The organism is Gracilibacillus sp. JCM 18966, from assembly GCF_055392695.1.
Map to the genome: position 1 here is coordinate 3626207 of NZ_AP043883.1, position 13155 is coordinate 3639361.

Annotated in this window: 10 protein-coding genes and 1 pseudogene; 3 read left to right on the plus strand and 8 right to left on the minus strand. The window is 37.0% G+C overall.

Annotated elements, in window-relative coordinates:
• Positions 1 to 9: 9 nt before the first annotated feature.
• From ACZ5N5_RS17695 to ACZ5N5_RS17715, 5 genes are all read right to left on the minus strand, one after another.
• Entirely contained in the window at positions 10 to 822 is an 813-nt protein-coding gene (locus tag ACZ5N5_RS17695) for a purine-nucleoside phosphorylase (RefSeq protein ID WP_054788616.1), read from the minus strand.
• Positions 823 to 836: 14 nt separating this feature from the next.
• On the minus strand, positions 837 to 2015 hold the full coding sequence (gene deoB, locus ACZ5N5_RS17700) for a phosphopentomutase (RefSeq protein WP_109984548.1): 1179 nt from the start codon (positions 2013 to 2015) through the stop codon (positions 837 to 839).
• Positions 2016 to 2120: 105 nt separating this feature from the next.
• Positions 2121 to 3422, minus strand: a complete 1302-nt coding sequence (locus ACZ5N5_RS17705; RefSeq protein ID WP_464372843.1) for a pyrimidine-nucleoside phosphorylase — start codon at positions 3420 to 3422, stop codon at positions 2121 to 2123.
• Between the two features lie 56 nt (positions 3423 to 3478).
• Positions 3479 to 4675, minus strand: coding sequence for a NupC/NupG family nucleoside CNT transporter (locus ACZ5N5_RS17710; RefSeq protein WP_277679354.1), 1197 nt, complete (start codon positions 4673 to 4675; stop codon positions 3479 to 3481).
• Positions 4676 to 5133: 458 nt separating this feature from the next.
• Complete coding sequence (locus tag ACZ5N5_RS17715; RefSeq protein ID WP_109984551.1) at positions 5134 to 5859, minus strand: GntR family transcriptional regulator; 726 nt, start codon at positions 5857 to 5859, stop codon at positions 5134 to 5136.
• Between the two features lie 221 nt (positions 5860 to 6080).
• On the opposite strand from ACZ5N5_RS17715, the gene htpG reads away from it, so the two are divergent.
• The gene (htpG, locus tag ACZ5N5_RS17720) at positions 6081 to 7961 is read left to right on the plus strand and encodes a molecular chaperone HtpG (protein ID WP_277679355.1); all 1881 of its coding nucleotides are present in this window, start codon (positions 6081 to 6083) and stop codon (positions 7959 to 7961) included.
• 102 nt (positions 7962 to 8063) lie between these two features.
• On the opposite strand, the pseudogene ACZ5N5_RS17725 reads toward htpG, so the two are convergent.
• Together ACZ5N5_RS17725 and ACZ5N5_RS17730 are read right to left on the minus strand one after the other, a co-directional pair.
• Positions 8064 to 8897 (minus strand): annotated as a pseudogene (locus ACZ5N5_RS17725) (IS3 family transposase); the annotation flags it as partial.
• Entirely contained in the window at positions 8855 to 9610 is a 756-nt protein-coding gene (locus tag ACZ5N5_RS17730; protein WP_464367501.1) for a transposase, read from the minus strand. The gene ACZ5N5_RS17730 and the pseudogene ACZ5N5_RS17725, both read right to left, overlap by 43 nt.
• A gap of 290 nt (positions 9611 to 9900) precedes the next feature.
• Between ACZ5N5_RS17730 and ACZ5N5_RS17735 the strand changes: the two genes are divergently transcribed.
• Positions 9901 to 11838, plus strand: coding sequence for an aconitate hydratase (locus ACZ5N5_RS17735; protein WP_464372844.1), 1938 nt, complete (start codon positions 9901 to 9903; stop codon positions 11836 to 11838).
• Between the two features lie 32 nt (positions 11839 to 11870).
• Positions 11871 to 12023, plus strand: a complete 153-nt coding sequence (locus tag ACZ5N5_RS17740; protein ID WP_181397538.1) for a DnaJ-like cysteine-rich domain-containing protein — start codon at positions 11871 to 11873, stop codon at positions 12021 to 12023.
• A gap of 192 nt (positions 12024 to 12215) precedes the next feature.
• Here the strand turns inward: ACZ5N5_RS17740 and ACZ5N5_RS17745 are convergent, their stop codons facing one another.
• Positions 12216 to 13091 (minus strand): YitT family protein, encoded by an 876-nt coding sequence (locus ACZ5N5_RS17745; protein ID WP_109984554.1) that lies wholly within the window; start codon positions 13089 to 13091, stop codon positions 12216 to 12218.
• Positions 13092 to 13155: the final 64 nt, after the last annotated feature.

Here is a 13155-nt window from a genome sequence, read left to right on the forward strand (position 1 = left end):
CCCTATTCGTTATCCAATCTCTTGAACTAATTGTTTCACAAATTGTAAAAAGGAATCACGTACTTTCTCAGTTGTCTCCATTACTTCCTCATGTGTTAACGGTTGATCGAGAATCCCTGCTGCCATGTTAGATATACAGGAAATACCTAAACAGCGAATGCCAGCATGTCTTGCTACTGTTACCTCAGGCACTGTAGACATACCAACAGCATCTCCACCTATCGTTGCAAGCATCTTTATTTCAGCTGGTGTTTCATAACTTGGTCCTGTATTCCAAACATAGACACCCTCTTTTAGAGTCAAATTTAACTGTTTAGCAACTTGTCTTGCCGTAGTTTGCAATTTCTTATCATAAGCACTCGACATATCCGGGAAGCGTACACCATGTTCCTTCACATTCTCGCCTATTAAAGGATTTTGACCAGTATTGTTTATATGATCTGTAATTAACATTAAATCCCCTGGCTCAAGATTTTGATTAACACCACCAGCAGCATTAGTTACTAGTAATTTTTCAATACCAATTTCTTTCATCACCCGAACCGGGAAAGTAACCGCATCTAAGCCATATCCTTCATAATAGTGAAAACGTCCCTGCATTGCAATGACCTGGACCCCTTCTAATTCACCTATTACTAGCTGTCCTGCATGACCTTCCACTGTCGATAAGGGAAAACCAGGAATATCTTGATAGATAATTTTTGTAGGATTTTTAATTTCATCTGCTAGCATTCCTAGACCTGAGCCCAATATAAGGCCAATTTGAGGTTTCTTATCTAATTGTTGCTGTAAATACTTGGTTGCTTCCTGAAGCTTATGCATTGAATAATCCTCCTTTATTTAATATCGTGTAGGAAACTTTTCCCGTTTAAAGGTAATGTTACACCAAAATTGTCTGCAATGGTAGCGCCAATATCAGCAAACGTCTCTCTCAATGGTAATTGTTTTCCTTCTGTGATTTGATGGTGAAAAACTAATAGTGGGACATATTCTCTCGTATGATCTGTACCATGATGTACTGGATCGTTTCCATGATCAGCTGTAATCATTAATAAATCATCTTCTTTCAATTTATTAATGATGTCCGGTAATCGCTGATCAAATGCTTCCAGAGCTTCTCCATACCCTTTTGGATCTCGACGATGACCATATTTCGCATCAAAATCGACGAGATTGAGAAAATTCAGGCCATGAAATTCCATATCCATTGACTGAATAAATTTTTCCATTCCATCCTCATTATTTTTTGTTCGAATCGATTCCGTTACACCCTCGCCGTCATAAATGTCAGAGATTTTTCCGAGGGCAATAACATCGAAACCACCGTCAGCTAGCTCATTCATCACTGTCCTACCAAACGGTTTTAGGGCATAATCATGACGATTAGAAGTTCGTTCAAAATTACCAGGTCTACCTACAAATGGTCGTGCAATTACCCTGCCAATCATGTACTTATCGTTCATGGTTAAAGCTCGAGCTTTTTCACAAATGTCATATAGTTCATCTATTGGAATGATGTCTTCATGGGCACAGATTTGCAGTACAGAATCTGCAGATGTATACACAATGAGATCTCCTGTTTCCATATGATGCTCGCCTAGTTCTTCAATAATAGCAGTACCAGACGCCGGTTTATTTCCTATAATTTTCCTTCCTGTTTCCTTTTCTAACTGTTTTATTAAGTCATCTGGAAAACCATCCGGGAATGTTTGAAAAGGTTGCTCGATCTTTAACCCCATTATTTCCCAATGACCAGTCATTGTATCCTTTCCATTAGAAGCCTCTTGCATTTTGGTATAGTAGGCCTTAGGCTTTAACGCCTTCCTAATACCTTTAATTTCCCGAATATTGCTTAATCCAAGTTTTCCAATTTCCGGCATAGTTAATCCATCCATATGCTCCGCAATATGTCCTAATGTATCTGCTCCCGTATCATTGAAATCGGCAGCATCTGGTGCTTCACCTATCCCAACCGAATCTAATACAATTAAAAATATCCTTTTAAAAGATTCCAATAGTATTCTCCTTTTCTCGAAGTAATATAGCGCAAAAATTATTCTATCAACAAATCAACTCTTATTGTACTTTTTCTGAAGTAGGATGTCCAACCTCTTAAAAAATTAATGAATAATATCATATATCAATGGTATAGCATAATGCGCTTTATCAGAGATTGTATAGGCTTGTTGAATCTTTTCTTCCACATCATTTATATTAGGGGTATTACTATGAATAGTGACTATAGTATCACCATTTTTTACTTTGTCACCTAATTTTTTCTGCAACTCGACACCTACAGCCAGATCAATTTGAGAATCCTTTGTTAAACGACCAGCTCCAAGAAGACTTGCTGCTGTGCCTATTTCATCGGCAGAAATGCGATTAATCGTGCCGGAAGCTTTTGCCTTCACTTCTATCGTGTATTCTGCCTTAGGTAGTTTCTCCGGATGATCAATTACAGAAGGATTACCTCCCTGAGAGCTCACAAAGGTTTTCAACTTATCAATAGCTTTACCTGAATGAATTGCATCTTTTAACATTTCTCTTGCTTCTTCAATGGATTTTGCCTTTTTGGCTAAATAGACCATTTGACTACCTAAGGTAAGGCATAATTCTTCTAAATCCTTTGGACCTTTACCTTGCAAGGTATCGATGGCTTCTTTTACTTCTAATGCATTACCTACTGCAAATCCAAGCGGCTGATTCATATCTGAAATTACGGCAACCGTCTCTCGTCCCGCTCCATTACCAATGTCAACCATTGCCCTAGCTAAAGCTTTAGCATCTTCTAAATCAGTCATAAATGCCCCTGACCCTGTTTTTACATCTAATACAATAGCATCTGCTCCTGCTGCAATTTTTTTACTCATAATCGAGCTAGCAATCAATGGAATAGAATTGACTGTTGCTGTTACATCACGTAAACCATATAGCTTTTTATCAGCAGGAGTGAGGTTTCCGCTTTGTCCAACTACAGCTATATTATGCTCATTTACCAGTTGATTGAACCTTTCTGCAGTTAATTCTACTTGAAAACCATCAATGGATTCTAACTTGTCAAGTGTTCCACCTGTATGTCCAAGCCCTCTACCAGACATTTTTGCAACTGGGACACCTACAGAAGCTACTAAGGGTGCCAAAATTAAAGTGGTTGTATCTCCAACTCCACCTGTAGAATGCTTATCCACCTTAATACCTTGAATATCTGATAAATCGACTTGATCTCCAGATTGTACCATTGCCATAGTTAAGTGAACTCTCTCTTCTGTTGTCATTCCTTGAAAATATAATGCCATGGCCATTGCCGACATTTGGTAATCAGGTATTTCTTCCTTTGTATATCCTTTTATCATAAAATCAATTTCATCTTTAGTTAATTCCTTACCGTCTCTTTTTTTCACAATTAAGTCTACCATTCTCATATTTCTTCTTCCCTTCAAATATAAAATATCTAGATACGAATGCTTTCAATGTTCATTTAGAAAAACATACCTGCTACCGCAGCACTTAATAATGATGCTAGCATACCAGCTGCTACTGCTTTTATACCGAGTTTCGCAATGTCTTTACGTCTATTTGGCGCTAATCCTCCTAAACCACCGAGTAGAATAGCCATGGAGCTCAGGTTTGCAAACCCACATAAAGCAAAACTTACAATTAAATTTGTCTTATCAGATAGATTCGCCATTTCAGGTGCAAAGGATGCATAGGCAACAAATTCGTTTAATACAAGCTTTTGTCCAATAAATCCACCAGCGATAACTGCTTCACTCCAAGGTACTCCTACTGCAAATGCGATTGGGGCAAATACATATCCCAAAATCGTTTCTAAGGTAATATCACCAAAAATACCGAGAATACCATTAATTAATGCGATCAGTGCAATAAAGGCTAGTAACATCGCACCAACGTTCAGTGCCAATTTCAGTCCGTCTGATGCTCCTTTTGCCGCCGCATCAATCACGTTAACAGACTCTTGATCTTTTTCAATTTCTATATGGTCTGTTGTGACAGATTTATCTGTTTCCGGTACCATTATTTTTGCCATAATAAGACCTGCTGGTGCTGCCATAAAACTCGCTGCTAGTAAATATTCTAATGGGACTCCTAGAAGCGAATAACCAACAAGTACTGATCCTGCCACCGACGCCAATCCACCGGTCATGACAGCAAATAATTCGGATTGTGTCATCTTATTTAGAAATGGTCGTACAACAAGCGGTGCTTCTGTTTGACCAACAAAAATATTAGCCGCAGCAGACATGGACTCAGACTTACTTGTCCCTAATAATTTAGATAAACCTCCACCGAGTATTTTGATGATCCACTGCATTATACCTAAATAATAAAGAACAGATATTAACGATGAAAAGAAAATAATAATTGGTAGCACATGAAACGCAAAAATCGAACCAAATTCTTCACTATTTGCTAACGAACCAAATAGAAAACTGATTCCCTCATTAGCATAGTTAATAATATCCTGTACACGTAAAGTAAACCATTGTAATGCTGATTGACCTGCCTCCCACTTTAATACAATAAATGCGAATAGAATTTGTATGGCTAATCCACCGCATATTGTCCGAATGTTAATCGCTTTCTTTTTTGATGATAGTAGTAAGGCAAGTCCTAATATAACGACTATACCTAATATTCCCCACAATAAGTTCATGTGGCTATCCCCTTTCGTTTATTTATTGATTGGACGTCCTACCACTTTCTACGCTAAAATACTTCTACTCACACGTCCGTTAGCGAATGCACTTCCATTCTTTTATACTAAGAGATGTAATTCCACATCGTCAATTCACCTCTGTAGAATATGAATAGTCTCCATTGTATAAATGAAACCCCTTTCTATGGGTACGAAATCATTATAAAGGTTAGACGTCCTACAAGTCAACAACTATTTTTAGATAATGTTCCGAATGGGACATTAGCAATAGTAATAAGGAGCGTGTTCCCTATCCCTCTATCTTTGGACAAGTTTTCCAGTCTTCTTTACAATAGAAAAACTTCGTACTTCGCTCGTCCTTTAGAGGATGAGTTAGCTTTTCTTGTACTTTGATTGAACTTCAAAATTTTTATGCTTTCCTAATGTATAAAAAAACCATCCCCAATGGAATGGCATTAAAATAAACGCTTTCGAAATACACTAAAACTGACCTGATCAGATCGGAAAAAATTAATCGAATACAATATAGGTTTGTCATGAAGATCGTAATGGATCTGCTTCAAAATCAATAATGGTTGATTTTTATCACTATTCAATATTTTAGAAATCTCGTCATGATAACCAATTGTTTTTATTTCTGCTTTTGCATAGCTGATCGTTATCCCTTTTTCTTCTTGTAGTGACTGAAGCATCGATTGTTGATTAAAATGAAAATCTTCCCCGACTAAGGACAAGGGAATTTTATCAATACAGTAAACAAGTGGCTCACTATCTGCTGTTCTAACTCGTTTGACCAGATATACATTCTCATCTGTACTCAGCTGTAATTCCATTTTATCCTCACTAAGCGCTTGTTTTGCTCCATGGAATAATAATTCTGTCCCAGGTTCTTTCCCTTCTCTTTTAATGAAATCTGTAATACTAAATAGCTCTTCTATCCCGCCTGAAAAAACAGGCTTTTTGTTTATAAACGTACCAATACCGTGTCTTCGTATAATGACATTTTCTTCTTCTAAAATCCTAAGTGCTTCCCTTAATGTGTTACGGGAAACATTTAACTGCTTGGCCAATTCCATTTCAGACGGTAATCGTTCTCCAGCTTCTAATTCCCCTTCATTTATTTTCGTTTTGATTTGCTCTATCACATATATGTATCGAGGCGTTTGGTAATCAAAGGCCATACGAATCCCCCCTGTTTGTTTGTACGGACGTTTGTCATATTTATATCATAGCATAAATGATAAAAAATTCTGATACTTTCTAAAATAAGCGATCAGTAGCTTGAAGTCAAATCGTTCTTATGCTTGACACACCAATACTTTTGTGATAATTATTATGTGTTAGCACTCTGACGTATGGAGTGCTAAGTTACATATAAATCGTTTAAGGGAGGAAATGAACAATGGAGAAAAAACAATTTCAAGCTGAGTCTAAACGACTTTTAGAAATGATGGTCCATTCCATTTATTCACAGAAAGAAATCTTCTTACGTGAACTAATTTCGAATGCTAGTGATGCTATTGATAAAATTTATTATAAAGCATTAACGGATGACAGTATCTCCTTTAATAAGGATGATTACTATATTCGTATCGAGCCTAATAAAGATAAGCGTACACTAACCGTTAAGGATACTGGAATAGGTATGACAAAAGAGGAATTAGAAGAAAACTTAGGTACGATTGCCAAAAGTGGTTCCTTAGCCTTCAAAAATGAAGTAGAGATGAAGGATGGTCAAGAAATTATCGGTCAATTCGGTGTCGGTTTCTACTCCTCCTTTATGGTAGCAGACAAAGTAACGGTTTATACTCGTCCTTTACATGGCGAAGAAGGCTACAAATGGGAGTCTGACGGGGAAGATGGTTACACAATTGAACCACATAAAAAAGAGGATGTTGGAACAGAAATTATTATTCAATTAAAAGAAAACGCAGATGAGGAAAATTACGATGAATTTTTAGAAGAGCATCGTCTTCAATCTATTATAAAAAAATATTCAGATTTTATTCGTTATCCGATTAAGATGGATATTACTGAAAAACGTCCAAAAGAAGATAATGAAGAAGAATTAGTAGATGTGACAGAAGAACAAACGGTTAACAGCATGGTCCCGATCTGGCGAAAAAATAAACAAGAGTTAACAGATGCAGATTACGAAGCATTTTATCAAGAAAAGCACTTCGGATTTGACCAACCATTAAGCCATCTCCATATAAGTGTAGACGGCATGGTAAGATTTCAATCGATTTTATATATCCCTGAGCAGTTACCTTTTGACTACTATTCTAAAGAATTTGAAAAAGGTTTAGAGTTATACTCTAATAGCGTATTAATTATGGATAAATGTGCTGATTTATTGCCAGATTATTTTAGTTTTGTCAAAGGGATCGTCGATTCTGAAGATTTATCATTAAACATTTCTCGTGAAATTTTACAACAGGATCGTCAAGTAAAGCTAATTGCCAAAAATATTGAAAAGAAAATTAAAAATCACTTACAAAGCTTGTTAAAAAATGACCGTGAAAAGTATGAAAAGTTTTACGATGCATTTGGTCGTCAAATAAAGTTTGGTGTATACAGTGATTTTGGCGCGAACAAGGACAAGCTTAAAGATTTGTTACTATTCTATTCCTCTAGTGAGAACAAATTAGTTAGCTTGAAAGAATATGTCGAGCGTATGCCAGAGGATCAAGAGCACATTTATTATGCGACTGGAGAATCACATGAACGTATCGAAAAACTCCCTCAAACTGAAATGGTCAAAGATAAAGGCTATGAGATTTTATATTTCACAGATGAGGTAGACGAATTTGCGATTAAAATGTTGATGTCGTACGAAGAAAAAGAGTTCAAATCTGTATCTAGTGGTGATTTGAATTTAGAAGACGAGGAATCAAAAAAAGAAGCAGAAAAACAAAAAGAAGAGCATAAAGACTTACTTACAGAGATGAAAGAAATACTTGGTGATAAAGTAAAGGATGTTCGACTCTCCACCCGTTTAAAATCTCATCCTGTTTGCTTATCAGCTGAGGGTGATGTTTCAATTGAAATGGAAAAAGTATTGAAGCAAATGCCAGATAGTCAAAACGTTGAAGCGAATAAGGTTTTAGAGATTAATAACAAGCACGACATTTTTCAGGCTTTAATCCATGCACAACAAAAAGACAAAGAAAAAGTCAAGCTCTATACTAATATCTTATATAACCAAGCATTGCTTATAGAAGGTCTTCCAGTTGAGGACCCTGTTGCTCTAACTAACGATATGTGCAAAGTAATGGTTTAATTGGTTGAAAAAAGCCTCCCTACTCTGAACTGCCCCCTGTCAAGTAGACAGGTAAATAAACAAAATATTTTGTGCCATGTATGGTTTCCATGCATGGCTTTTTTATGCTGGAATTCTTAACCCCATCTTCAACGTCACGCGCTTTGTATTATAAAATTCAATATAAGCCTCAATATCTTTTTCTAATTCCTCAAATGTGTTATGAGTGGTTAGTCGATACATCTCTTCTTTGATGATCCCCCAAAAGTTTTCCATCGGACCGTTATCAATGCATTTACCAACACGCGACATGCTTTGGGTAATCTGGTGTTCTTCCACAAAACGTTTAAATCCATGGAACGTATATTGAAAGCCGCGATCACTATGAAATAATGTTTTCGCTGGTATAATGGTATCTTTAATCTGAGTAATCGTATCTCGTACTAAGGCATTGTTATTATGTCGGGATAATTTATAGGCTACAATTTTATTTTCACCATAATCTAAGACGGCACTTAAATAAGCTTTCGAATGAACTCCGTACTTAAATTCAGTGACATCTGTTAATAAGACCTCCATCGCGTGATACTCTGCTTGAAATTCTCTATTTAGGACATTTTCAGCCACGTGTTGCGGTTTATGTGGTCTATAGTTGTAACGTTTCCGACGGATAACGGCTTTTAAGCCTACTAAGCGCATCAAGCGGTACACACATTTATGATTCACTTGAGCGTTAAGGAAGTGGTTGAGATAGATCGTGATTCGACGATAACCATAAATCCCTTTATGTTCGTCATATATCTTTTGAATGCAAGCGCTCAAGTGTCTTAAGCGCTTCTCTGTTTTTGTTGGTTTCCGATGGAACCACTTATAATAACCCGAGCGACTCACACCTAATGCTTCACAAAGTATGGTTATTTTGAATCCCTTTTTTTCGAGTTTTTTAATGGTTTGGTATTCGGCCTCATGCCGCGTTTGCGTAACATCAACTCTCTTTCCTCTTCTTCTAACTTTTTTAACGCAGTATTCTCTGTTTCAAGGTACTCATTTCGTGCTTTTAATGCCTCAATTTCCGTTCGTAACTTTTCTTCATCTGTTTGGATCTTGTCTGGCTTTCCGCGACCTCGTCCATCTACCAGCCCGTCAGGGCCATGCTCTTTGTACTTTTGAACCCATGAATAAACATTATTATAAGAAACTTGATATTTTTTAGCTGTTTCCTTATACAATAAACCAGTATTTAAACAATCTTTGACGATTTCAATTCTCTCTTCTTGTGTCGTTTTTCGACTCTTCATCGTATACACCTCGGGTTTGGGAGAATAACTCCTATTCTTTTCCCCTCTAGTATACTTGATGATCCAACTTCTTACAGTATCAGGATTTGGAATATTATATTTCCGAGCTAATTGTTTAAAGGGTATACATTCTACGAGGTACTCGTTAATAACGGACTGTTTAAACTCTTCACTGTAATGATTATTTCTTGATGTCGTTTGAATTCCTTTTAGACCATGATTTTGGTATCTCAGCACCTTTTGACGAAAGGCCGATTCACTTAATAATAAACCAAATGTTTCACGTAATTCTTTAATACTTATTCCATCTTTCAGATACATTTGAATATACCATTCCAACTCTTCAGCTGTATGCTTACTATTTAAACGCATAAAAATCCCCCTAAAGTAGTTTTACTTTTTTAAGTGTCTACTTTAGGGGGAGCATATCACTCGAAGGGTGGCCTTTTTTATTGTAAAAAATCTCTAAAGCTTGCTACATGTACCAACATTATTTATTTTTTCTTGTATTTGTAGCTAGCCTCATGAAAATTACTATTTCGAACAACCTCACCTTTCCACATATTCACTTAATTTTATTATTTTCCATGTTTAATATTTCCCAAAAGTGAAATAGTAAAAATAAAATGTACTGTTATCAACCTATTTAAGGAGGGAGAAAATTGGCGAAGAATGTTGCACATAAATTAATAGCATCACATCTCGTATCAGGTGACATGGAAGTCGGTAAGGAAATTGGATTAAAAATAGACCAGACGTTAACACAGGATGCTACTGGAACAATGGTCATGCTGGAGCTTGAAGCTATGGGACTTGATCAAGTAAAAACTGAAGCTTCTGCTCAATATGTGGATCATAATCTAATCCAAGAGGACTACCGTAATGCAGATGATCACCTTTTCCTAAGAAGTGCCGCTCAAAAGTTCGGTGTTTATTACAGTCGACCTGGAAATGGTGTTAGTCACCCCGTTCATATGCAACGTTTAGCAAAGCCAGGTAAAACATTACTTGGTTCTGACAGCCATACCTGTGCGAATGGTTGTATGGGAATGCTAGCTATTGGTGCGGGCGGGATTGATGTGGCCATGGCAATGGCAGGTGAGGCTTACCATGTAAAAATGCCTAAAGTTATGGGAATCAAGCTCATTGGCAAGTTACCAGATTGGGTTAGTGCTAAGGATGTTATTCTAGAAATGTTACGTCGTCATAGTGTCAAAGGTGGTGTTGGTAAAATCTTAGAATATTACGGACCTGGTTTAGAAAGTCTTTCTGCAATGGATCGACATGTCATTGCTAATATGGGCGCAGAATTAGGTGCCACTTCTACTGTATTTCCATCTGATCACATTATCAAAGATTTTTTAACCCAACAAGGACGTGAAGAAGATTGGATCAAATTAAAAGCTGACGATGGAGCTACTTATGATGAAGAAGATGAAATCGACTTATCGACACTGGTACCATTAATTGCAAAACCTTCTAGTCCCGATAAGGTGGTACCTGTATCTGAAATAGCTGGAGAACCCATTTACCAATCTTATATAGGATCCTCTGCCAATCCTGGATACCGAGATTTTGCAATTGCAGCTGAAATTGTGAAGGACAAGCAAATCACTCCAGGGGTTTCACTTGATATTAATCCGACATCCAGACAATTGTTAGAGCAACTAGTGAAAGATGGCTATATTGCCCAGTTAATTGGAGCTGGAGCAAGAATGCATCAAGCAGGTTGTAATGGCTGTATTGGAATGGGACAAGCGCCTGCAACGGATCGTAATAGCTTACGAACCACTCCGCGTAACTTTCCAGGTCGATCTGGTACGAGAGAAGATAGTGTATTTTTATGCAGTCCAGAAACAGCAGCAGCCTCCGCTTTACATGGTGTGATTACGGACCCGAGAACTTTAGAAATGGACTACCCGCTTATAAAGGAGCCGACAGAGTTTCCTGATGCTGGAATGCTTGAAGCACCACCAAATTCGAATGATAAAATCTCGCTGGAGAAAGGCCCAAACATTACATCGATTCCTGACTTTGCACCGATCGAAAACAATTTCGAGGTTCCTATATTATTAAAAATGGGAGATAATATTTCCACAGACGAAATTTTGGCTGGAGGATCACGTGTTCTTCCATATCGAAGTAATATTCAAAGGATTAGTACCTTTGCTTTTGAAATTGTTGATGACACCTATTACGAAAGAGCTATGAAGGCTAGAGATGATCATGGTCATGCAATTATTGCTGGAATTAACTATGGGCAAGGCTCCAGTCGTGAGCATGCCGCACTAGCCCCAAGATATCTAGGGCTAAAAGTGGTGTTAGTAAAAGACTTTGCACGAATACATTTACAGAATTTGATTAATTTCGGGATTCTGCCACTAAGATTCGCTAATAAAGAGGATTATAAAAAAATCGAAAAAGGCTGGATCTTACAATTTCAAAATGTGCATGATTCCTTGAAAAAACTAGAAAAAATAAATGTAAGGATAAAAGACACTGATGAGATGATTGAAGTAGAGCATGATTTAACGAAAAGACATATTGAGCTTATACTTCAAGGTGGAGTGATTAATTGGATTAAATACAAAAAAGTATAAGAAGGGAATGAATATAGTTGGGGTCACAAGAAATGAGATGTAAAGCGTGTGAAGGTTCCGGGCTACTAATGGATGATGAGGAATGGCACTATACTTGTACCATTTGTAATGGTGATGGTTTTGTATCCCGTTATGAAGAAAAAGAAATGAGAGAAACCGATCCAAATAATCGCATCATTGATTAATCGCATAAGTCAGCGACATAGCTAAATAAGGAGAATAAATCCGAACAATCTTCTGATTAATCGTAGGCAAAATACGTAGCTACCTATGGGAACGGCATGAGCTAGAGCCCTGCCACGAAAAACGAGCTATTTTGACAGAAAGGTTCGGATTATTCCTTCTTTACTATTTATTTGTTCCATCCACATTCGCTATTAATGAATATTTATTTTCCTAAAGTTTCCACCCTTTACTTCCGCCACATCATATACGATTACAAAAGCACTTTCATCAATTTCCTGAATAATCTCTTTTATTTTACTTTCCTCTAATCGGTTAATAACACAAGTAATCTCTTTAAATTCTTCATTGGAATAACCGCCTTGAACTAAATTAAATGTAGCGCTACGCCCTAAGCGATCACGAATAGTTTCTACCATTAATTCTGGCTTGCTCGTAATAATTTTAAAGGTTTTAGAGCCACTAAGCCCCTCCTCTACTATATGTATCACTTTAGAGGCTATAAAATAAGCTATACCTGATAAAAAGGCTCCAGTAAGACCAAACACAAATGATACAACAACAAAAACGAATAAATTTAAAAACAGGATAAGATCACTTGTTCCAAAAGGAGATTTTCTTGAAAGCAGTACTGCTAGCATATCAATTCCGTCTAAGGCACCACCATTACGTAAGGCAAGCCCCATACCAAATCCAATAATAATACCACCAATTACAGTAACTAATAGTGTATCACCTTCAATAATGGGAGGTATGTGGTGCATCACACTTGTACTAATGGCAAGGGAAGCAATTCCAATGACAGAATATATGGCGAAGCTCCTTCCTATCTGCTTATACCCGAGAAAAACGAAGGGAATATTTAATATTGCAATTAATATACCAAGGGGTAAGCCAATTAACTGTGATCCAACAATACTGAGGCCCGTTACCCCACCATCTGATACACTGTTAGGAATTAATACAGCTTCTAATCCATAGGCAGTGATAAATGCTCCCACTATAATCAAAAATCCTCTTATCATCTTTATAATAATTCGTGTTTTTTTCGATTTTGTCTTGTTTTTCATCCTCAACATCCTCTACTCTTTTTTATCGTTCCATGATTGTTCTGCTAGATCCCTTAAATACCAT

What these genes read in the sequence shown, in the direction of transcription:
- ACZ5N5_RS17695 (WP_054788616.1), bottom strand. Translation starts at nt 822, where the DNA reads ATGCATAAGCTTCAGGAAGCAACCAAGTATTTACAGCAACAATTAGAT.
- ACZ5N5_RS17705 (WP_464372843.1), bottom strand. Translation starts at nt 3,422, where the DNA reads ATGAGAATGGTAGACTTAATTGTGAAAAAAAGAGACGGTAAGGAATTA.
- ACZ5N5_RS17710 (WP_277679354.1), bottom strand. Translation starts at nt 4,675, where the DNA reads ATGAACTTATTGTGGGGAATATTAGGTATAGTCGTTATATTAGGACTT.
- ACZ5N5_RS17715 (WP_109984551.1), bottom strand. Translation starts at nt 5,859, where the DNA reads ATGGCCTTTGATTACCAAACGCCTCGATACATATATGTGATAGAGCAA.
- htpG (WP_277679355.1), top strand. Translation starts at nt 6,081, where the DNA reads ATGGAGAAAAAACAATTTCAAGCTGAGTCTAAACGACTTTTAGAAATG.
- ACZ5N5_RS17730 (WP_464367501.1), bottom strand. Translation starts at nt 9,610, where the DNA reads ATGCGTTTAAATAGTAAGCATACAGCTGAAGAGTTGGAATGGTATATT.
- ACZ5N5_RS17740 (WP_181397538.1), top strand. Translation starts at nt 11,871, where the DNA reads ATGAGATGTAAAGCGTGTGAAGGTTCCGGGCTACTAATGGATGATGAG.
- ACZ5N5_RS17745 (WP_109984554.1), bottom strand. Translation starts at nt 13,091, where the DNA reads ATGAAAAACAAGACAAAATCGAAAAAAACACGAATTATTATAAAGATG.